Annotated in this window: 19 protein-coding genes; 5 read left to right on the forward strand and 14 right to left on the reverse strand. The window is 61.4% G+C overall.

The annotated features are described in order from the left end of the window. Window positions 1-16: 16 nt before the first annotated feature. Entirely contained in the window at window positions 17-484 is a 468-nt protein-coding gene (locus ACYAS9_RS29930; protein ID WP_463572113.1) for a hypothetical protein, read from the reverse strand. A 272-nt stretch (window positions 485-756) separates the two neighbouring features. Between ACYAS9_RS29930 and ACYAS9_RS29935 the strand changes: the two genes are divergently transcribed. Next, on the forward strand, window positions 757-996 hold the full coding sequence (locus ACYAS9_RS29935; RefSeq protein ID WP_463572114.1) for a DUF2789 domain-containing protein: 240 nt from the start codon (window positions 757-759) through the stop codon (window positions 994-996). Window positions 997-1,053: 57 nt separating this feature from the next. Here ACYAS9_RS29935 and ACYAS9_RS29940 read toward each other — a convergent pair whose 3' ends face one another. From ACYAS9_RS29940 to ACYAS9_RS29965, 6 genes are all read right to left on the reverse strand, one after another. Further along, on the reverse strand, window positions 1,054-2,523 hold the full coding sequence (locus ACYAS9_RS29940; protein ID WP_463572115.1) for a T6SS phospholipase effector Tle1-like catalytic domain-containing protein: 1,470 nt from the start codon (window positions 2,521-2,523) through the stop codon (window positions 1,054-1,056). Between the two features lie 275 nt (window positions 2,524-2,798). Further along, window positions 2,799-4,409, reverse strand: a complete 1,611-nt coding sequence (locus ACYAS9_RS29945; RefSeq protein ID WP_463572116.1) for a methyl-accepting chemotaxis protein — start codon at window positions 4,407-4,409, stop codon at window positions 2,799-2,801. 175 nt (window positions 4,410-4,584) lie between these two features. Next, complete coding sequence (locus tag ACYAS9_RS29950; RefSeq protein ID WP_463572117.1) at window positions 4,585-4,989, reverse strand: TraR/DksA family transcriptional regulator; 405 nt, start codon at window positions 4,987-4,989, stop codon at window positions 4,585-4,587. Between the two features lie 259 nt (window positions 4,990-5,248). Then, complete coding sequence (locus tag ACYAS9_RS29955; RefSeq protein WP_463572118.1) at window positions 5,249-6,871, reverse strand: methyl-accepting chemotaxis protein; 1,623 nt, start codon at window positions 6,869-6,871, stop codon at window positions 5,249-5,251. 120 nt (window positions 6,872-6,991) lie between these two features. Next, a complete protein-coding gene (locus ACYAS9_RS29960; protein ID WP_463572119.1) occupies window positions 6,992-7,930 on the reverse strand; it encodes a 2-hydroxyacid dehydrogenase in 939 nt (312 codons plus the stop codon). A gap of 52 nt (window positions 7,931-7,982) precedes the next feature. Next, the gene (locus ACYAS9_RS29965) at window positions 7,983-9,254 is read right to left on the reverse strand and encodes a diguanylate cyclase domain-containing protein (RefSeq protein WP_463572120.1); all 1,272 of its coding nucleotides are present in this window, start codon (window positions 9,252-9,254) and stop codon (window positions 7,983-7,985) included. A 166-nt stretch (window positions 9,255-9,420) separates the two neighbouring features. On the opposite strand from ACYAS9_RS29965, the gene ACYAS9_RS29970 reads away from it, so the two are divergent. Continuing rightward, window positions 9,421-10,566 (forward strand): glycerophosphodiester phosphodiesterase, encoded by a 1,146-nt coding sequence (locus tag ACYAS9_RS29970; RefSeq protein WP_463572121.1) that lies wholly within the window; start codon window positions 9,421-9,423, stop codon window positions 10,564-10,566. Between the two features lie 81 nt (window positions 10,567-10,647). Further along, window positions 10,648-11,991, forward strand: a complete 1,344-nt coding sequence (gene pssA, locus ACYAS9_RS29975; protein WP_463572122.1) for a CDP-diacylglycerol--serine O-phosphatidyltransferase — start codon at window positions 10,648-10,650, stop codon at window positions 11,989-11,991. A gap of 9 nt (window positions 11,992-12,000) precedes the next feature. On the opposite strand, the gene nagZ is transcribed toward pssA, so the two are convergent. Then, window positions 12,001-12,999, reverse strand: a complete 999-nt coding sequence (nagZ, locus tag ACYAS9_RS29980) for a beta-N-acetylhexosaminidase (RefSeq protein WP_463572195.1) — start codon at window positions 12,997-12,999, stop codon at window positions 12,001-12,003. Window positions 13,000-13,089: 90 nt separating this feature from the next. Then, window positions 13,090-13,815, reverse strand: a complete 726-nt coding sequence (locus tag ACYAS9_RS29985) for a TetR/AcrR family transcriptional regulator (RefSeq protein WP_463572123.1) — start codon at window positions 13,813-13,815, stop codon at window positions 13,090-13,092. 230 nt (window positions 13,816-14,045) lie between these two features. Between ACYAS9_RS29985 and lexA the strand changes: the two genes are divergently transcribed. Both lexA and sulA read left to right on the forward strand, forming a co-directional pair. Beyond that, on the forward strand, window positions 14,046-14,657 hold the full coding sequence (lexA, locus tag ACYAS9_RS29990; protein WP_459745105.1) for a transcriptional repressor LexA: 612 nt from the start codon (window positions 14,046-14,048) through the stop codon (window positions 14,655-14,657). 14 nt (window positions 14,658-14,671) lie between these two features. Further along, on the forward strand, window positions 14,672-15,148 hold the full coding sequence (sulA, locus tag ACYAS9_RS29995) for an SOS-induced cell division inhibitor SulA (protein WP_463572124.1): 477 nt from the start codon (window positions 14,672-14,674) through the stop codon (window positions 15,146-15,148). An 18-nt stretch (window positions 15,149-15,166) separates the two neighbouring features. Here sulA and ACYAS9_RS30000 read toward each other — a convergent pair whose 3' ends face one another. The 5 genes from ACYAS9_RS30000 to fadA all read right to left on the reverse strand — a co-directional run bounded on the left by ACYAS9_RS30000 (window position 15,167) and on the right by fadA (window position 20,467). Further along, window positions 15,167-15,403, reverse strand: coding sequence for a hypothetical protein (locus tag ACYAS9_RS30000; protein ID WP_459745103.1), 237 nt, complete (start codon window positions 15,401-15,403; stop codon window positions 15,167-15,169). A gap of 65 nt (window positions 15,404-15,468) precedes the next feature. Continuing rightward, entirely contained in the window at window positions 15,469-15,990 is a 522-nt protein-coding gene (locus ACYAS9_RS30005; protein WP_463572125.1) for a DUF6586 family protein, read from the reverse strand. Window positions 15,991-16,069: 79 nt separating this feature from the next. Next, window positions 16,070-18,682, reverse strand: a complete 2,613-nt coding sequence (gene topA / locus ACYAS9_RS30010) for a type I DNA topoisomerase (RefSeq protein ID WP_463572126.1) — start codon at window positions 18,680-18,682, stop codon at window positions 16,070-16,072. Window positions 18,683-18,949: 267 nt separating this feature from the next. Beyond that, complete coding sequence (locus ACYAS9_RS30015) at window positions 18,950-19,186, reverse strand: DUF1653 domain-containing protein (RefSeq protein WP_463572127.1); 237 nt, start codon at window positions 19,184-19,186, stop codon at window positions 18,950-18,952. A gap of 105 nt (window positions 19,187-19,291) precedes the next feature. Continuing rightward, window positions 19,292-20,467: an acetyl-CoA C-acyltransferase FadA gene (gene fadA, locus ACYAS9_RS30020; RefSeq protein WP_463572128.1), complete on the reverse strand. Its 1,176-nt coding sequence runs from the start codon at window positions 20,465-20,467 to the stop codon at window positions 19,292-19,294. Between the last annotated feature and the right edge of the window lie 2 nt (window positions 20,468-20,469).

Consider the following 20,469-nt stretch of genomic DNA (forward strand, 5'->3'; position numbering starts at 1 on the left):
ACTGGCTGGTTACGAATTATTCGCTGGCGCGGAAGGTCAACTCGCCCTTGCGCCACTTGGCGGCCTTGCCGACGGCAGCCTTGAGCACCTTGGACAGGCCGGTCTGCACCTGCTCATGGGCGGCAAATACCAGCAGCACGCCATGTCCTTGCTTGAACACGATGCCATGCCCTTCGGGCACCTCGACAAAGGCGTATTCGCCCAGGCCGTAAATAGTCACTTTGATGTCGCGAAAACGCAGCTCGAACTTGCCGCCTTCGCGGCTGGGCAGCACGGCTGCGCGAAAATGATCACCGACCTTGAGTTCAAGACGCGGCTTGTCGTCGACGACCAGATTGCTTTCGGTATCGATCTCCGCCATATAGACGCCATCGGGCGATTGTTCAGCGATGTAGACGAAGCGCGATTGAAATTGCTTTACCAACTTTGCACGAAGATCACCGAGCACGAATAAAGCGTGCGTATCCAGGTTACTTACAGCCAAAGTACAAACCCTCACCAAATGAAAATGGACCGGCTGGATCAAATCCAGCGGTCAACGATATTGTTATCACTCCTGATGCGCGACGGCTGAAACTCCTGATTAAGGCGCGAGGCCGGCGGCGATTCTACCGACTCCGTGAAGCAATGACATCCTGCGCCTGTATGCAGTTCATAGCAATTGGCTACCTGGCGACCGACCGGCACATCAATCGAACTCCGGCACGCGCCTGCGCTCCGATACTGGACAGCCACTGCATCACCTGAGGAGATCACATGGAACCGGGAACCCATAACCTGAAAGACCTGTTTGACCAACTGGGCCTTGAGTCGGATGAGGCGAGCATTGATGAGTTTATTGCCAACCATCAATTGCCTAACGAAATCAAACTGATCGACGCGGAGTTCTGGACGCCGCCGCAGGCGAAATTTCTTCAGGAAGAACTGCGTTTTGACGCCGAATGGGCGCCAGTCGTCGACGAACTGAACGAACGCCTGCACGAGCACCCCGCGTAATGACGCCATGGCCGGCACCGCATGGCGATGCCGGCCCTATTGCCCTGAACCCACGGATCAATGCGGATAACCCGCTTGCGCCACATTGGGATGCACCGCCCGGCCGCCAGGCTGCGGCGCATGCACGAACAAGCCCTTGCCCAGGTTGCCGAGCGTACCGATGATCGGGTTCCAGTGCGCCGAATGATGGATATAGTGCCAGCGCAACAGGCGCTCCTGCTCCGGCGTCAAGGCAGCCGCATCACCTCGGGCCTGCGCCAGCAGCCGCCGGGTAATGTCTGCCAGCTCAGGTTCAGCCATGGCCTCGATCGGCAATAACGGCACGCCCTCATCACACGCCAGCGCATGCATGATGCGCAGATAGACCTGCGACAGCTGACCCGACACCGGTCGGCGCAGGCAAACCGCCGCCATCACCAGCCGGCTGCCAAACGCCCCCGCATAACCGGTGCGCGAAATCTGCGAACACTGCACGCCCAGCCAGGCCTCAGGGTCCAGCGGGTCTATCCACTCATCGCGGGCCATGGCCTGCAGTTCATCCGCGGCCTGTTGCCAGGCCGGGCTGTCCTCCAATGCCACTTCACGCCCGATCACACTGGTGCCCGGCCGGGTGATCAGCACCTCTTCGAGCATGTTCTCAGGGTAACCGCCACCAATGTCCGAATGCGCCCCTGGCAGCACAATCTCGCGCGGCCAACCCGGCGCAACGCTGTTGAGGGCAAAGTTGCGCCGGGATTCGTCGCGCGCCACCAGGTGCAGTACCTGCTGGGCACAACCGGGCGGCAGGTACAGGTTGAGCCGACGATTGTTGGCATCGCGCAGGTTGCCCAGGTCGCGCAGGCTGCCAATGGCCGCCACCGTATCGAACAGACCGACGACCTTGACCCTGACACTGCCGTGCCGCCAGGAAAAATCCGGGCTCAAGGCCAGAGTGCGGCTGGCCAGCAGCGGTTGCAGATCGCCCTTGGCCTGCTTGAGCACTTCATTGACCAGGTGCCGGGCAGAAGCCGCACCGCGACTGAAACCGAACACATCCAGCTCCAGCGCCTCGATGACGCAATGGGGGTTATCCACGGCAAATGCTTCCAGCCCGGCACCGAGCTTTACAAGCGCCTGCTCGACCCTGGCCAGCACGCCGGTATTGCCGCGCCCGAAACTAAGCCCCGGCCACAGGGAATCGCGGCCACCGGAATGAGTGCCCACGCCACTGACATACACTGGCCAGCTCACACGCCATCCACCGTTGGAGGCGCAAGCGGTTTTCTGTTGCTCATAGAGCTCGAACAACCAGGCGATATTACTTAAATCATTGCTGTAACTGCTGTCGGTACGGACATGTCGCCCGGCGCATTCGCGGCTGTGATCAATCTCGCCACTGGCCATCAGCGCCCGGCATTCGTTGCCGATCCGGGTATTGATGCGGTTATTGCCAGTGCCGTCGAAAAACAGGCCGACCCGTACGGTGACCCGTTTTTGCAAGGTGTGCGGGGCCTCTGAGCCGCCGCGGGTACTTACTTTCTTATTCATCGCATATCCATCCTTAGATGCTGTGGACTCCAGACTTTTTTCAAGCGCGTCAGGGGCGCTTAAAAGCAGCTTGCTCAGCTGGAGACCACAGTCAATAGGCGATGGATATTTCAGACATTTCCCACACGACGGGGACTATTATATAAATCTCCTCCTTGAATTTTATAAGCGCGTATAACACTGGTTAATCAAGGTCTTATAGAGACTTCAAGTAACGCTGGATAAACCTTATATACATGGTCTTGTAGTCCCAACTGCTTATGGCCATCAGCGCCTTATGCCTGCTCAGGTCGATAACCCAGGCGCAGACCGCCCCAATGCCGGCCCTTGACCATCACCGGGACCGACAGGTCGTGCATCAATTCGCCCGTATCGCGGGTGTAGGTCTGTAGCAGTACGGGCTGCTGATGGCTGCCACAACGGATGCCGGTGCGGTCGTCGAACTTGCGCTTGCTGCGGTTGTGAGCGGTGTCCAGCACAGGGTCGCCGGTCAACGGCTGGCTGAAAGCGTTGTTATGCGTCGGCACATAGCCCTGCTGGGTGCAGGCAATGGCAAACACCAGGCCTTCATGGCGCTTGAGCAGCGGCTCCTGAATCTCGGGCAGAACCTGATCGGTGTAGCGATCAAAACGGGTATGGAAGCGCGGCGGCACGGTCGCGGCAATCGGCTGGTAATGACGGTCGAACAAATCGTCGAGGCTGACCCGGCCCTGCTCGATATCGGCCTCGAAGCGCGCACCGATCTGCCGCGCGCCTTCGCGGGCCAGGTCGTAGATGCGCTGGTGGTAATCGTCCAGCCCCACTTCGGCCAGGCGCTGGCTGATGGTTTCGGCCTGGCCTTCCATCTGCACGGCGGCCTGGGCCAGGTGCCGGGTCTGCTGGTCGCTGACCGCCAGGTCACTGCGCATCTGCTCCACCGCCACAAACAGGCTGGCCAGTTGTTGCTGATTGATCTGTGCGCCCTGGGCGATCTCGCCGACCTGGCTTTCGACGCCGGCAGCCAGCCGGGCGATCTGTTCAAGATGAGTGCCGGTGTCTTCAACCTGTTGCACGCCGCTGTTGAGGTCGTCGGTGAGCGAACGGATCTGCTCGACCACCTGGCCGGTGCGCTGCTGGATATCGGCCACCATCTGCCCCACTTCATCGGTAGCGGTGGCGGTGCGCCTGGCCAGACCGCGCACCTCATCGGCAACCACCGCAAAGCCACGCCCGTGCTCACCGGCCCGCGCCGCTTCGATGGCGGCATTGAGCGCCAGCAGGTTGGTCTGGCTGGCAATCGACTGAATGACCTGGGCCACGCGCTGAATCTCTTCGCTGCGCTGGCTCAAGGCTTCGATGACCTGACGGCTGTCGACCGCGTTCTTGCTCAGGCGGTGCATGCGCTCGATCGACTCGATCAGCACGCTGCGCCCGGCCTCGCTGCTGTGCCGCGCCTGACTGGCGGCGGCCAGCGCCTGCTGGCTCAACTGGGCGGTCTGCTGCTCGGTGGCGATCATCACTTCGGCATTGCCGACCACTTGCTCGGCAGCCTGAAGTTGTGACTCGACCCTGGCCGATAATTGACGCACTGAATACGCGACGCTGGCGGCTGACAGGGCGTTATGGCTGGTGGTGAACGACAAGTCGCGGGTCAAACGCGACATGTCGCCACTGCCAGGCTCGACGTGCGCCAGCACAGGCTTGCGCGTCGCCAGACGCGGCCACCAGATCAGCGCCAGCGCCAGTGGCACCGCCAGCCAGATCGCCAGCCCCGCCAAGGACACGGCGGCCAGCAACAGGCCAATGCCCAGGCTTTGGCCGAGCGCTATCCAATACAAAGACGGTAAACCTGAGGCCTGCGCGCCGGACATTGCCAGCTTCCCTGCAGACGATACGCTGTCGGTCATGATCCCTAACCCCTGCTGATTTTTTTGTTATCAGGGGCATTTAACGCCAGCTGGCAGCTATTTGCTATCAGCCATTGGCCGTATGAAGGTATTGCCCGCAGGCAAATTCCGGGCACAACAAAACCGGGAGGCAATTACTTGCCTCCCGGTCGGGTAACGCACACCGCCTTGAGAATCAGACCTGGCGCTGGTGCCGGTCGATCTGCTCGTGGCGCTCTTGCGCTTCGATGCAGTAGCGGGTGGTCGGGCTGATCAGCAGGCGCTTCAGGCCAATGGGCTCGCCGCTGTCGTCGCACCAGCCAAAGCTGTCATCGGTAATGCGTGTCAGGGCCATTTCCAGCTGGGGCAGCATGCGCTGGTCGCGGTCGATGGAGTTCACCAGCCAGTGACGCTCTTCTTCGACCGAAGCTGCATCGGCAGGGTCCGCCGGGGTGTCCAGGCTCTCGATAGCGATACGGCTCTTCTCGATGCGCTCGTGGATTTCGACTTTCATGGACTGCAACAGCTTGACGAAGAAAGCTTGCTGCTCGGCGTTCATGTAGTCATCGGCCGGCATGGCCAGCAACTGTTCCTTTGTCATTGATTTCTCTAATAAAAAACGTGCATTTAGCCGGTAAGGAGAGTGCTTGCCGCGGGCGTTTCAAGCGCCCTGACTGTCAGGCGCTGCCGCGCACTCCATTCACGAGGGGCGGCAGTCTAAGGCCGCCTTGAAGACACGGCAACCCACCGGGCGCCTGAATATCGAACAATTGTGGGAAAAGCCCAGAAAAAAAAGGGTCTTTTGCCGTGGGTTAACCAGGCGCAGGCGTCAGACCCGATTGTTGAAGCGCGGTTCCCGCTTACAAATGAAAACGTCCCAGCATGTCCTGCAAGGCGCCCACCGTGCCACGCAAGGCATTGACCGAGCGGCCGGTTTCAGTCGAGGCCTCGGAGGTCCTGACCGACAGATCGCGAATATTGACCAGATTGCGGTCGATTTCACGCGCCACCTGGGCCTGCTCTTCAGCGGCGCTGGCAATGACCAGGTTGCGCTCGTGAATGGCGACGATGGCCAGGTTGATTTCTTCCAGCGCCTGCCCGGTGGCTTGCGCGCTTTGCAACGTGTCGTCAACCTGGCGCGTACCGCCCTGCATGGCCTGCACGGCCTGTTGCGTGCCGTTCTGGATGGTGGAAACCATCTGCTCGATTTCCAGGGTCGAGGTCTGGGTACGCCCGGCCAGTGCGCGCACCTCATCGGCAACCACCGCAAAGCCGCGCCCGGCATCTCCGGCTCGCGCCGCTTCGATGGCAGCGTTGAGCGCCAGCAGGTTGGTCTGCTCGGCAATCGCACGGATCACATCCAGCACCTTGCCGATCTTCTGCGACTCCAGCGCCAGTTCGCCAATGTTGGCAGACGCTTGCTGCATGCCCTGGCCCAGCGTACGAATCGTCGACAAGGTGTGCTGCACCTGCCGATTGCCGCGCTCGGCAATGCGCTGCGAATCATCGGAAACCTGCGAGGTCGACACCGCATTGCTGGCCACCTCTTCCACGGCGGCGGTCATTTCGTTGACCGCCGTGGCGGCCTGTTCGATCTCATCGTGCTGCTGCGCGGTCTCGCTCAGGCTGCGCTGGGTAATCTGCCCGACATCGTTGCTCGACTGGCCCAGTTGCACGGCGGTCTGGTTGATCAGCCCCAAGGCTTCGCGCAGGTTGTGCTGCATGCGCGCCAGCGCCTCGATCAGTTGCGCCGGCTCGTCCTTGCCTTGCGCCTGCAAGCGATGAGTGAGATCGCCGTCGGCCACCGCGCGGGCCAGATCGATGGCCTCGCGCAGCGGCCTGACGATGCTGCGGATCAAGCCCCAGGCCAGCACGCAGGTCAGCACCAGCGCCAGACCGAGCACCAGCATCGACCACAGCCGGGTACTTTCATAACGCTCGGTGGCTTGAGTGTTGGACGCTGCGCTTTCTTCGATATTGATCCGCAGCAGCTCGGAAAACAGCTCGCCGGTCTTGTTCGAGGCATCCTGAATGCCGCCGTTGAGCAAGCTGCGCATCTCGTCCAGGCGGTTCTGGCTCGACAGGTTGCGGTACTCGTCGAGCAGGCGCCGGTAGTTGCCCAGCGTGGTCAGCATCTCGTCGAAGGCGGGCTTGCCCTGCCCGGTCACGACCTTCTGGTAATTCTGCATCGAGGTGTCCAGTTGCCCGATCAACACCTCAAGGCGTGCCAGCGTCGGGGTCAGCACCGCAGGCTCGCGATTGAGCATCATGCGCAGGGTAATCACTCGAATACCCAGCTGGTTGTCGCGGATCTGCGCCAGAGAGCGGCTGCCGGCCAGGGTGACCTCTTCGGTATGCACCAGCGCACTGCGGATGCTTGAGGCGTTGTGCATGCCGAACAGGCCGAGAAACACGACCAGGGCAGCGATAAGACCGAAACTCAGGCACGCCCGGGTAGCGATGCTCATTTGATTGAGGCGCATGGCAGATCCTTGTGAAGCACAGAGGGAAGATGCCTTTATTATCGGGAGCGACTGGCCGGGCTTTAACAGACGATGACTGTATAAGGGCGGTTTTGTGCGAACACCGCCCAGTACTGCAATTTAACGGGACGACACCGGCGTCAATACCGGCAAGCCTGCGAAAAACGCCAGCAGGTTGTCGGCCACCAGGCGCACCGAGTCATGCGAGGCCTCAGGTGAAAGCCCGGCGACATGCGGGGTCAGCACCACGTTGTCGAGGCACTTGAAGGCATCGGGCACATTCGGCTCGTCGTCGAAGACATCCAGCGCCGCGCCGGCAATGCTGCGCGTTTGCAAGGCCTCGAGCAGCGCTGCGGTGTCGACCACGCTGGCACGGGCGATATTCACCACATAACCCTGCGGGCCCAGAGCCTTGAGCACTGGCGCGTCGACCAGATGGTGGGTAGCGGCGCCGCCCGGCGTGGCCAACAGCAGGAAGTCAGCAGCCTCGGCCAGTTCCAGCACCGAGGCGTACCAGTCGTATTCGGTGTCCTGACGCGGGCGACGATTGTGGTAAGCGACCCGAATATCGAAGGCGGCGGCGCGGCGGGCAATCGCCAGGCCTACCGCACCCAGGCCGACGATGCCCAGGCGCTTGCCGGCCAGCGACGGACACATTGCCTTGCGCCACTCGCTGCGACGCACCGAGGCATCGGCCTGCGGGATATCACGCACCACGGCCAGCAACAGCGCCAGGGCATGATCGGCCACGGTCGGCGCATTGACCCCGGCGCCATTGGTGACCTGAATGCCCCGCGCTTCGGCTGCCGGCACATCGACCTTTTCATAGCCGGCACCGCTGACGCAGATGATCCGCAGCTTTGGCAAGGCGTCCATTTCTTCGGCAAAAAACCCAAGCGGCCCGCGAGTGACCACCGCCTCGATTTCATCGGCATGCCGGGCAATGGCTTCGGCGCGCAGGGCGGCGGTCGGTGCGCGCAGTAAACGAAACCCGCTGTCCTCCAGAATCGGCAGGTATTCGTTGAGGTTTTCGACCAGCACCAGCACCGTCGTTGTCATGGGGAGTTGTCCTTATGCCCTGAAAAAACGCCGACAATAACACTGATGCCGATCAGCCCTGGCGTTTGGCGCGATACATCGCCTGATCGGCATGGCGGAACAACTGCGCAAGATCGGTCGCATCTTGCGGGTAGCGGGCAATGCCGATGCTCGAAGAAATACTCCAGCGGCGCCCTTCCAGTTGCATCGGCACACGCAAGGCATTGTGAATGGTCTGCGCCACGCGCACGGCATCGGTATCGGCCTGCACCCGCTCCAGCAGCACCACGAACTCGTCGCCGCCGATGCGCGCCACGGTGTCGCTGCTGCGCACGCAGGCTTTCAGACGCCGGGCGACCTCTTGCAGCAGCGCATCGCCAGCCGCATGGCCGAGGGTGTCATTGACCTGCTTGAATTTATCCAGGTCCAGGTACAACACCGCCAGCCGGTCGTCATGGCGCTGGGCATGTTCGACCGCGCCTTGCAGGCGCTCCTGCAGCAGCATGCGGTTGGCAAGCCCGGTGAGCTGGTCGTAGCGGGCCATCAACTGCAGCCGCTCATGCAACTGATTGCGCTCGATCGCCGCCGCGACCTGACCGGAGACGAACTGCAGCAGCGCTTGGTCCTGCACGCTGTAGGCCGGGCTCTCTGGCGTGCCCTTGATCATCAATGCGCCGATGATGCCGCCGGCAGTCTGCAATGGAACGCCCAGCCAGGCGGGCGTCTTATCGTCGGTCAACGCCGATGGCTGGCCGCTGTGCGCGATCTCCAGGGCCAGCGTGCGGGCGCTGGCCGGGTCGTCCTGATCATCGACGTGGTAGGCGAACGTCAACGACTCGTGGCTTTGCCCGTACAGGGAAATCGACAGGTTGCGTGCCGGCAGCAAATCGCCCAGCACTTGATGGATGCGCACGAACAGACCCGGCAGGTCGTCACCGCCATTGGCCGCCTCGGAAATCTGCAACAGCCCCAGGCGCAGGTGATCGGCGCGCTTGAGTTCGGTGACGTCACGGGCCACGGCGATGCGCAAGTGATCGACCTCCGACCAGCGCGCGGACCACATGATGTGCACCACCTGACCGTTCTTGTGCAGGTAGCGGTTCTCGAAGTGCAACTTGGGCTGGCCGTCCATGATTTCCCGCGCGGCCGCCAGCGTGCGCTGGCGATCATCGGGGTGGACCAGATGCAACATTTGAGTACCGATCAATTCTTGTGCGGCGTAACCGAAAATGCGCTCGCACGCGGCGCTGACATAGACAAAACGCCCTTCTGTGTCGACCACGCAGATCGCGTCCATGAGCATATCGACGAAACCTTCCAGAGCCCTGCAAGCGTTGTTTTCCATCGGACACACCTGGGAAAGTGAAACGTTCACACGCTGGACTCATTTGCCACACAGACTGACCGGGCACATTAGCGCCGGATCATGGGTCTACTATTGCATGCATTAAAGGCCTCAGGCCATCACTGCCTGCCGGATGGCGTCTTTTACCTCGCAAGGAACCTCGACTATGCACGGATTTGTAGCGCGCAGCTTTCCATTGGCCAGGCACCTGCTGGCACCGCTCATGGCCGGCCTGATGCTGGCCGCCAGTTCGGTCAGTGCCAGTGAGCCGGCCGGCAAAGCCTTGAGTGAAAAAGCCGGCATCCCGTGGCCTGCGGTCATCGCCCATCGCGGCGCATCGTTCGATGCCCCCGAAGAAACCGTGCCGGCCTATACCCTGGCGCGCGACCTGGGCGCGGACTATCTGGAGCTGGACCTGCAACGCACGCAGGATGGCGTGCTGATCGCCCTGCACGACGACAACCTGCGACGTACCACCAACGTCGCCGAGGTGTTTGCCGCCCGCGCCGATGAGCCGGTCAACCGCTTTACCCTGGCCGAGCTGAAACAACTCGATGCCGGCAGCTGGTTCAACAAGGCGTACCCGGAGCGTGCCCGCAACGCTTACGCGGGGCTGAAGATCCTGACCCTGGATGAGGTGATCGACATTGCCGAAGGCGGCGCGAACAAGCCCGGGCTGTACATCGAAACCAAGGCCCCCGGCCAGTTTCCGGGCATCGAGGCCGACCTGAAGAAGGCGCTGGAAAAACGCGGCTGGCTCAGCGAGCGGCCAGCAGCGGCGGCAGGCCAGGTCAATGTGGCGCATTTGCCGGGGCGCGTGGTGCTGCAGACGTTCGAGAAAAACAGCCTGCAATTGCTGCACAAGGAAATGCCGCAGGTGCCCAAAGTGTTGCTGCTGTGGATTGGCAAGGGCTCGATCCCAGCGAAATCCGATGTCGACTTCAAAGACTCAGGCTTCAAGGACCGCGCCAGTTATTACGGCGCACAAGAGGTCAGGTCCGAGGCCGATTTCCAGGCCTGGATCGACTGGGCCAAGGCTAACGGCGCCATCGGCACCGGCCCTTCGGCCAGGCTTGCCCAGGGCGGCGGGCAAAGCTACATGGACCTGGTCAAACCGTGGATGAACCGCCTGACCCATGAAAAAGGCTTGATCATCCACCCTTATACCGTGGACGACGCAGTGGACTTCAAAGCGGTCTCTGATGCCGGTGTCGACGGCTTTTTCACCAATCGCCCGGCCGAGCTGCTGCGCTACTACAAGCGCCCGGCCCGTGAAGACAGTGACGCACTTCTCAAGCGCCACGGCTATTGATCGACACGGGCACGGCAGCCTGTTGCCGTGCCCAATCTGGTGTAAGCTCGCAGGCTGTTGCGCAAACCCCATGAGAGGCTTATGCAGTCCCCCTTCAGACGCTCGACCCTGGACACGCTTCGCGGTTTTGTCTTGCAAGACCAGGCAATCACCTTGATTCCTGACGCCGCCAACTACCGTCAACGCCTGCTGGAGCAGATCGCCTCGGCCACCCGGCGCATCTATATCATCGCCCTGTACCTGCAACAGGACGAAGCCGGACAGGAAGTGCTCGATGCCCTGTACGCCGCCAAACAGGCGCGCCCGCACCTGGACATCCGCGTGCTGGTCGACTGGTTTCGCGCCCAGCGCGGGCTGATCGGCGCCGGCCGCCAGCCCGGCAACAGTGCCTGGTATCAAGCGCAGCATCTGGAATACGAGCAGGAAGTGCCGATCTATGGCGTGCCGGTGCAGACCCGCGAGCTGTTTGGCGTGTTGCACCTCAAAGGCAGCGTGATCGACGACAACGTGCTGTACACCGGCGCGAGCATCAACAATGTCTATCTGCACAAACAGGACAAGTACCGGCTCGACCGCTATCACCTGATTCACAGCGCAGCGCTGGCCGACAGCTTTGTCGATCTGGTGCAGCGCGAAATCATCGATTCGCCTGCGGTGCATCGCCTCGACCTGCCACAACCGCCGACCTCGCGCAGCCTGCGCGGCGAGATCCGCACCTTTCGCGGCCAGCTCAAGCGGGCGGCCTATGACACCTCGACAGGCGTCACCGACAACGGCGAGCTGCGCATCACGCCGCTGCTGGGCGTCGGGCCGCGCAACACCCTCAATCGGGCGATTTGCGAACTGATCGCCAGCAGCGAACGCCAGCTGACGATCTGCACGCCGTATTTCAACCTGCCGGTGGCCGTCACGCGGGAGATCAACCGCGCGCTCAAGCGTGGGGTCAAGGTCGACATCATTATTGGCGACAAGACCGCCAACGACTTTTTCATCCCGCCGCAAGAGCCGTTCAAGGTTATTTCGGCCCTGCCCTATCTCTACGAGATCAGCCTGCGGCGCTTTGCCCGCAAGCACCAGGCAGCGATCACGCGTCAGCGCCTGAACGTGCACCTGTGGAAGGACGGCGACAATACCTTCCACCTCAAGGGTATCTGGGTCGATGAGCGTTACACGCTGCTGACCGGCAATAACCTCAACCCGCGCGCGTTCAACCTCGACCTGGAAAACGCCCTGCTGATCGACGACCCGCAAGGCAAATGGCGCGAGACCCGCGCAGCAGAAATCGCTCAGTTGATGCAGCACACCCGCCGCGTCGGCAACTATGAAGAGCTGCAAACGCTGGCCGACTACCCCGAAGGTGTGCACAAATTCCTGCGTCGGGTCAGCCGGGTACGTATCGAGCGATTGCTGTACCGGATTCTCTGACCCGGTCGATCAGTCGATCAACTGCGCTGCGCGCAAGGCCTGTAACGCTTGCAACCAGCGCGGATGCTGACGGTATCCGGCTGCCGCATGCGCCTGAGCGCGCATGCGCGCCAAACGCGGCGACGGCTTGACCTGCAAGCGTTGCGCAGCACTCAGGGCCAGCTCTGCAGCGCCACGGTCGTTGCACACCAGGCCCATGTCGCAACCGGCACTCAGTGCAGCCTCGATACGGCTCGCCGCATCGCCGACCACATGAGCCCCGGCCATGGACAGGTCATCGCTGAAAATAACCCCGTCGAACTGCAACTCGCCGCGTAGGATGTCCTGCAACCAGCGCCGCGAGAAGCCGGCGGGCTGCGCGTCGACCTGCGGATAAATGACGTGCGCCGGCATTACCGCCGCCAGTTGCCGGCTCAAGCGGGCGAAAGGCACCAGGTCCTGGGCACGAATGCTCTCCAGGCTGCGCTCATCGGTAGGGATGGCCACGTGTGAATCGGCCTCGGCCCAGCCGTGCCCCGGAAAGTGCTTGCCGGTGGCGGCCATGCCGGCCTCGTTCATGCCCTCGATGAACGCGCCGGCCAGTTGCGCGGCACGCTCGGGATCGCCTTCGAAGGCACGCGTGCCGACCACGGCACTGCGCTGGTGGTCCAGGTCCAGTACCGGGGCAAAGCTCAGGTCCAGGCCTACCGCCAGCACTTCGGCCGCCATCAGCCAGCCACAGTGGCGCGCCAGCGCTTGTGCATCGGGCCGCTCGGCGATCAAGCGCATTGCCGGCAAGCGGGTAAACCCCTGGCGCAGGCGTTGCACGCGCCCGCCTTCCTGATCGACCGCCAGCAGCAGGTCGGGGCGAATCGCCCGAATCGATGCACACAGCTCACGCACCTGGCGTGGATGTTCGATATTGCGCGCAAAGATAATCAGGCCACCCACTTCGGGATGACGCAGAAAGTTGCGGTCTTCAGCGGTCAGCCAAAAACCTTCAACATCGACCATCAAGGAGCCTTGCAGGCCAGAACTCATAAGAAACCTTCACACCATTGCCGTGGATCAGGGCGGCATGGTGCTTGATCCTGAAGCCTGGCGCAATAATCCAGGCGCTCAGGCCTTGGCGACGCCTGCGGGGCTATTAGGGACCGTGGAGGATTTGGTCCGTGGCTTGAGCTGCGCGGCAATCATTGCAGAGTCGGTCAGCCCGCTGTCGGCGCGCATGCCGGCGGCGAGGAACGGCACCATCAGGCGCATGACCTGCTCGATCGAGGTGTGTACGCCGAAATCGTTTTCAGCGATGGCACGCAGGGCCTTGATGCCGGACATGCTGAATGCCGCAGCACCGAGCATGAAATGCACACGCCAGAACAGTTCGATGGGCGGGATACGCGGCGCGGCTTCGTTGACCAGCACCATGTAGCGGCGAAACACCTTGCCGTAGGTGTCTTCCATGTAACGGCGCAGGTGACCCTGGCTCTGGCTGAAGGCCAGGCCCAGCAGGCGCATGAAGATCGACAGGTCATTGCCGCTGCGCGGCTGCACGGCCATGGCCTGCTCGACGAGGATCTCGAGCAGTTCTTCAAGGCTTGGCTTGTGTTCAGGGCGGGTCTGCCGGCGTTCCAGCTCACGGTCGAGGCTGGCACAGAACGGCCCGAGAAAACGTGAGAACACGGCCTGGATCAAGGCCTTCTTGGAGCCGAAGTGATAGTTCACGGCCGCCAGGTTGACCGAGGCCTTGCTGGTGATCAGCCGCAGCGAAGTCTCCGCAAAGCCCCGCTCGGCGAACAACTGCTCGGCAGCATCAAGAATACGTTCAACGGTTTCCGACTGGGCCATGGCTCTCTGCCTGACAAAACAATCGTTTGAAACATACGTTTCAGCCAGGTGGGTTGTCAAGTAAGCGGTTCATTTTGTGGCCGAACAGTCACTCATTCAAGCCGGTCCGACCAGCGCATGGTTGCACTCTATATAGACGGCCACCTGGCGAAAAAATAAACAGGACGATTGCCAAGACGCCTTCACTGTATATAATCCCAGGCACTGTACAAAAATCCAGAGCGCCCACCATGATCAAACTGACGCCACGCCAGGCCGAAATCCTGGGCTTCATCAAGCAGTGCCTCGAAGACAACGGCTATCCGCCAACCCGCGCTGAAATCGCTCAGAAGCTGGGCTTCAAGTCGCCCAATGCCGCCGAAGAGCACCTCAAGGCCCTGGCCCGCAAGGGTGCCATCGAGATGACGCCTGGCGCCTCACGAGGCATCCGCATTCCCGGCTTCGAAGCACGGTCCGACGACAACAACAGCTTGCCGGTCATCGGCCGTGTTGCTGCTGGCGCGCCGATCCTCGCCCAGCAGCACATTGAAGAGTCGTGCAACATCAACCCGGCGTTTTTCCATCCCAGCGCCAACTATCTGCTGCGTGTTCACGGCATGAGCATGAAAAACGTCGGCATCCTCGACGGCGACCTGCTGGCAGTGCACACGACGCGTGAAGCGCGTAACGGCCAGATTGTCGTCGCGCGTATCGGTGACGAGGTCACGGTCAAGCGCTTCAAACGTGAAGGCAGCAAGGTCTGGCTGATTGCAGAGAATCCCGATTTCGCCCCCATTGAAATCGATCTCAAGGAGCAAGAGCTGGTCATCGAAGGTTTGAGCGTCGGCGTGATTCGCCGCTAAGGGAGAACGTAACCATGCAGTTCCACTCGGCCCCCAATACCCAATTACACCTGTTCGAGGCGTTCCTGGCCCAGCCCATGCCTGTGCCAACGCCCTTTCAGCAATTGCCGACAGCGCTCCAGGAGCCTGCTCAGGAAGTGTTCAGCGAATTATCGTTGCGTGGTGCGGCCGGGAACTGCCTGAATCTGCTGGCACCGGTGCTCAGGGAACTGAGCCTGGAGCCCAATGCGCGCTGGTTGACGCTGGTCGCGCCGCCGGCGAGTCTGACCCAGACATGGTTGCGCGATGCAGGGTTGAATCGGGAGCGGATTCTGCTGTTACAGCCCAGCGGTAACCAGAGCGCGTTGCAACTCACCCGCGAAGTCCTGCGTCTGGGACACAGCCACACGGTTGTGAGCTGGTTCAATCCACTCAGCCCTGCAGCGCGTCAGCAACTGACAGCTGCCGCACGCATCGGTGATGCGCAAAGCCTGAATATCAGATTGGGCTGAAGATAGTGCAGCAGGGCCTCAATGAAGAACGCGAGGCCCGTCTTCTTCCTTCTCCAGCACGCCTTCTGCCAAGCGCCCTGCCATCTGCACGCCTACGCTCAACATGGCCTTGGCGACTTCCACATGCTGACCTTGCAAGAAGACCTTGGCGTCCTCGGAAAAATTCAGAGTGACCAGTGAACCTTCGTCATCGGCACGACGCAGCTCGATGCGACCATCAGGAAGTTCGACAATTTCAAGAAAAGAAGTAGGCATCAGTACAAATACTCCGCGAAAGGCGGACAGTGTAACAGTCCGCACCGTCGCATACATCACAGGTTTCAGAACTCGTTGAGGCCTTCGCGAAAACGCACGGCCAGCGATTTGAGCGATTGGCGCCAGCTTTCCAGCTCGTCACGGCTCAGTTCCGGCTCAGGTTCATGGTCCAGATTCACCGCTACGATCATCGGCTGGGTGACATCGCCCTTGGGCTTTGCGACTTCACGCGGCGGCTCGAACAATGCGCCATATTCCGCCAACAGCCGGGCCAGCCAGGTGTGGGAATTCTGCGCCAGCTCGATCAGCTCGCCCAGTTCGGGAATCGCCACGCTCTCCAGCACCTGCGGGCTCAGCAACTGCTCGGCACGCGGCGCATTGGCCTGCGGCAGGCGGTAATAGCCGGCGATCTCATGGCACAGGCCCAGCAAGGCACCGTATAAATGAAACAACACCGTCTCGCGCCCTGCCTGAACCTGCGCCTGAGCGTTGATGGCCTGACCCTGCTCGGCCTTGGCCAGTGCTTCGAGAGCGAGGCCTGCGAAGTAGATTTTCTGGTTGGTACGGGTGTAACGCTCTTGAGCCATGCTGCCACCTCCCCTGAATAACCAATAACACCGGCACTGAATGAGCCCTTGCCTGAACTTCAGGCAAGGGCCGGGCCGATCAGCGCTTGTCTTCGACCTTCCACGCCTTGCCGTCGTAGAACGCACGCCAGCCGGTCGGCTTGCCTTCCACTTCGGTCTGCACATATTGCTCTTTGGTCTTGCGACTGTAACGCACGACCGCCGGACGGCCTTCGGTGTCTTTTGCCGGTGCGTCGCACAGGAAATGATACTTGGGGTCGATCTCTTCACGGTGCGGCAACAACTCGATCACCAGCGGCGCGCGGGTTTCGCGGTTTTTCGGGAACTGGCTGGCCGCCAGGAACAACCCCGAAGCGCCGTCACGCAGGATGTAGGTGTCGTCGACCTTCTCGCACTTGAGCTCCGGCATCTTGACCGGGTCCATCTTCGGCGGAGCCGCCTCGCCGCTCTTGAGCAGCTTGCGGGTGTTCTTGCAGTCAGGATTGGTGCAACCAAAGAACTTGCCGAACCGGCCGGTCTTGAGCTGCATTTCGCTGCCGCACTTGTCGCACTCAAGGCTCGGGCCTTCATAGCCCTTGATGCGATAAGTGCCCTCTTCGATCTCGTAGCCGGTGCAATCGGGGTTATTACCGCAAATGTGCAGCTTGTGTTTCTCGTCGAGCAGATAGGCGTCCATCGCCGTGCTGCAGATCGGGCAGCGGTGCTTGCCGCGCAGCACCCGCGACTCCGACTCACCCTCGTCGTCCTCGGCAATCTCGTCGCCGGGGGTGAGGTTGATGGTCGCCTTGCAGCGCTCCTTGGGCGGCAGGCTGTAGCCCGAGCAGCCGAGGAATACGCCGGTGGAGGCGGTACGGATCTGCATCGGACGACCGCAGGTCTTGCACGCAATGTCGGTCATGACCGGCTGGTTGGCGCGCATGCCGCCTTCGGCCGCTTCGGCGACTTCGAGCTTTTTGCGGAAATCGCCGTAGAACTCGTCGAGCACGTTCTTCCAGTCGCGTTCGCCCTGGGCCACGTCGTCGAGGTTTTCTTCCATGCCGGCGGTGAAGCCGTAGTCCATCAGGTTGGAGAAACTCTCGGCCAGACGCTCGGTGACGATGTCGCCCATTTTCTCGGAATAGAAACGACGGTTATGCAGGGCCACATAGCCACGGTCCTGGATCGTCGAAATGATCGCCGCATAGGTCGAAGGACGACCGATACCGCGTTTTTCCATCTCTTTGACCAGGCTGGCTTCGGAGAAACGCGCCGGTGGTTTGGTGAAATGCTGGCTTGGCTCAAGGGCCAGCAGCTCAAGTGCTTCACCTTCGCCCATATCCGGCAGCACACTGTCGTCGCCCGGCTTGGCGATCTGCGGCAGCACCTTGGTGTAACCGTCGAACTTGAGGATACGGCCCTTGGCGCGCAGCTCGTAATCGCTGGCACTGACGCTGACGGTGGTCGACAGGTACTGCGCCGGTGGCATCTGGCAGGCCACGAACTGGCGCCAGATCAGCTCGTAGAGGCGCTCTGCATCGCGCTCCATGCCGGTCAGTTTGCTCGGGTGGGTATTGACGTCCGAAGGGCGGATCGCTTCGTGCGCCTCTTGGGCACCCTCTTTGCTGCTGTAGACGTTTGGCGCCTCCGGCAGGTACTTCTTGCCGAACTCGCTCTCGATGAAGCTGCGCGCCATCTCGACCGCATCCGCCGACAGGTTGGTCGAGTCGGTACGCATGTAAGTGATGTAACCGGCTTCATACAGACGCTGGGCCATCATCATGGTCTTCTTCACGCCGAAGCCCAGGCGATTGCTCGCCGCCTGCTGCAGGGTCGAGGTGATGAACGGCGCCGACGGCTTGCTGCTGGTCGGCTTGTCTTCGCGCTTGACGATGCTGTAGCTGGACGCCTTGAGCGTGGCGAGCGCAGCGTTGGCCTGGGATTCGTTAAGCGGCTTGAAGGCCTCGCCCTTGTGGCGGGCGACTTCGAAGCGCACCTGCGAACCTTTGGCGGTGCCGAGATTGGCGTGCACTTCCCAGTATTCTTCAGGGTTGAACGCACGAATCTCACGCTCGCGCTCGACCACCAGCTTCACCGCCACCGACTGCACACGACCGGCGGACAGGCCGCGGGCGACCTTTTGCCACAACAGCGGCGAGACCATGTAACCCACTACGCGGTCGAGGAAGCGACGCGCCTGCTGGGCATTGACCCGGTCGATGTCCAGCTCGCCCGGCTGGGAGAAGGCTTCCTGGATGGCTTTCTTGGTGATTTCGTTGAAGACCACGCGCTTGAAGCGATCGTCGTCGCCACCAATGGCTTCGCGCAGGTGCCAGGCAATGGCTTCCCCTTCGCGGTCCAAGTCCGTTGCCAGGTAGATGGTGTCGGCATCCTTGGCGAGCTTGCGCAGCTCTTCGATGACCTTTTCCTTGCCCGGCAGGATCTCGTACTTGGCTTTCCAGCCCTGATCCGGATCGACGCCCATGCGCGCCACCAACTGGCGCCGGGCCTTCTCTTTCGGGGTCAGGACCGGCGCATCGCCAGCCGCCGCCTTGCCGCGCTTGGCTGCAGGCTCTTTGCTGGCACTGGCCGAACCGCTGGTGGGCAGGTCACGGATATGGCCGATACTCGACTTCACCACGTACTGGTTGCCCAAATACTTGTTGATGGTCTTGGCCTTAGCCGGGGATTCCACGATGACCAGCGATTTGCCCATGGATCAGTAAATTCCTGAAAAACGATAAATGAAATACAGACGCGAACCTGTAAAGGCACCGCTATATATAGTGGCTACAAGGTGAGGTCAAGCATGGGACTGTGCCGCAAAAGCGTCGCCGGGTCGATCACCTCATGCACAAAACAAGCCCTGGCTCGCGCTTTGCACCAATAAAAACAGGCACTGCAGCAACCTTGATCGACGATTACCGACAGCGGCTGTCGTCGCCGAAGCGATTTTTCAGACAGCCTCATGTGCCCTTTTGACTCACGGCCTGGAAAAAAGACTTTCTTCGGCCTGGACCAAAGCAAAGCGTGGCACAGGCTTGCCGTCAACCTCGACAGTCTCTTCAAACATTGTCAGAGGTCTTACCCACATGCCGTAGTCCCCGTACAACGCCTGGTAGAAAACCACGTATTCCTCGGTCTCGGAATGGCGCGCGATGCTGAACACGCGGTACTCGGGGCCCTTGTAGTGGCGATAAAGCCCTGGCTGCAATTGCATGTCGTTGTCCTTGAAAAACGGGGCGCACAGGCCCTTGAAAAAACCGTATCCGGAAAATACAAAAGCCGGGGCACAAGGCCCCGGCCGGTATCGGCGCGTGATAAATCAGACGCGTTCGAAGACAGTAGAGATACCCTGCCCCAGACCGATACACATGGTCGCCACGCCCAGGCGACCTTCACGTTGCTTCATGACGTTGAGCAAGGTGCCCGAGATCCGCGCACCGGAGCAACCGAAAGGATGCCCCAGGGCGATGGCGCCGCCGTGCAGGTTAACCTTCTCGTCCATCTTGTCGAGCACCTTCAAGTCCTTGAGCACGGGCAAGGCCTGCGCCGCAAAGGCTTCATTGAGCTCGAAATAGTCGATATCGGCCACCGACAGACCGGCGCGCTTGAGGGCTTTTTGCGTCGCCGGCACCGGACCATAGCCCATGATTGCAGGGTCCACACCGGCCACCGCCATTGAGCGGATGACTGCCAGCGGCTCAAGGCCCAGGTCCTTGGCACGCTGGGCAGACATCACGATCATGCACGAAGCGCCATCGGTGATCTGCGAGCTGGTGCCGGCCGTCACGGTGCCGCCCTTGGGGTTGAAGGCAGGCTTGAGTGCGGCGAGGCCTTCAAGCGTCGTGTCCGGGCGAATGGTTTCATCCTCGGAGAAGACCTTGAGGAAACCATCCTCGTCATAACCCTGCATCGGGATGATCTCGTCCTTGAAGCGCCCTTCCACGGTGGCCTTGTGGGCCAACTGATGGGAACGCAGGGCGAAGGCATCCTGTTGCTCACGGGTGATGCCGTGCATCTTGCCGAGCAGTTCGGCGGTCAGGCCCATCATGCCCGAGGCCTTGGCGGCATGCAGCGACAGGTGCGGGTTGGGATCGACGCCATGCATCATGCCCACATGGCCCATGTGCTCGACGCCGCCGACCACGAACACGTCGCCGTTGCCGGTCATGATCGCTTGCGCTGCAGTGTGCAGTGCGCTCATCGACGAACCGCACAGGCGGCTGACGGTCTGCGCGGCGGCCGTGTGCGGAATCTGGGTCAGCAGGGACGCCATGCGGGCGATGTTCCAGCCCTGCTCGAGGGTCTGGTTGACGCAGCCCCAGATCACGTCCTCGACTTCGGCCGGGTCGACCTTGGCGTTACGCTCCAGCAACTTGCTGATCAGGTGCGCCGACATGTCTTCGGCGCGGGTGTTGCGGTGCATGCCGCCTTTGGAGCGGCCCATGGGCGTGCGACCGAAGTCGACAATCACCACGTCTCTCGGATTCAGGCTCATAG

This window comes from Pseudomonas sp. HP_08 (assembly GCF_055284095.1).

Coding starts and splice junctions, on each gene's coding strand:
- ACYAS9_RS30005 (WP_463572125.1), bottom strand. CDS start 15,990: ATGGCTCAAGAGCGTTACACCCGTACCAACCAGAAAATCTACTTCGCA.
- ACYAS9_RS29965 (WP_463572120.1), bottom strand. CDS start 9,254: ATGGAAAACAACGCTTGCAGGGCTCTGGAAGGTTTCGTCGATATGCTC.
- ACYAS9_RS29935 (WP_463572114.1), top strand. CDS start 757: ATGGAACCGGGAACCCATAACCTGAAAGACCTGTTTGACCAACTGGGC.
- ACYAS9_RS29970 (WP_463572121.1), top strand. CDS start 9,421: ATGCACGGATTTGTAGCGCGCAGCTTTCCATTGGCCAGGCACCTGCTG.
- ACYAS9_RS29985 (WP_463572123.1), bottom strand. CDS start 13,815: ATGGCCCAGTCGGAAACCGTTGAACGTATTCTTGATGCTGCCGAGCAG.
- ACYAS9_RS29950 (WP_463572117.1), bottom strand. CDS start 4,989: ATGACAAAGGAACAGTTGCTGGCCATGCCGGCCGATGACTACATGAAC.
- ACYAS9_RS29945 (WP_463572116.1), bottom strand. CDS start 4,409: ATGACCGACAGCGTATCGTCTGCAGGGAAGCTGGCAATGTCCGGCGCG.
- fadA (WP_463572128.1), bottom strand. CDS start 20,467: ATGAGCCTGAATCCGAGAGACGTGGTGATTGTCGACTTCGGTCGCACG.
- sulA (WP_463572124.1), top strand. CDS start 14,672: ATGCAGTTCCACTCGGCCCCCAATACCCAATTACACCTGTTCGAGGCG.
- ACYAS9_RS29960 (WP_463572119.1), bottom strand. CDS start 7,930: ATGACAACGACGGTGCTGGTGCTGGTCGAAAACCTCAACGAATACCTG.
- topA (WP_463572126.1), bottom strand. CDS start 18,682: ATGGGCAAATCGCTGGTCATCGTGGAATCCCCGGCTAAGGCCAAGACC.
- pssA (WP_463572122.1), top strand. CDS start 10,648: ATGCAGTCCCCCTTCAGACGCTCGACCCTGGACACGCTTCGCGGTTTT.
- ACYAS9_RS29955 (WP_463572118.1), bottom strand. CDS start 6,871: ATGCGCCTCAATCAAATGAGCATCGCTACCCGGGCGTGCCTGAGTTTC.
- ACYAS9_RS30000 (WP_459745103.1), bottom strand. CDS start 15,403: ATGCCTACTTCTTTTCTTGAAATTGTCGAACTTCCTGATGGTCGCATC.
- lexA (WP_459745105.1), top strand. CDS start 14,046: ATGATCAAACTGACGCCACGCCAGGCCGAAATCCTGGGCTTCATCAAG.
- ACYAS9_RS30015 (WP_463572127.1), bottom strand. CDS start 19,186: ATGCAATTGCAGCCAGGGCTTTATCGCCACTACAAGGGCCCCGAGTAC.
- ACYAS9_RS29940 (WP_463572115.1), bottom strand. CDS start 2,523: ATGAATAAGAAAGTAAGTACCCGCGGCGGCTCAGAGGCCCCGCACACC.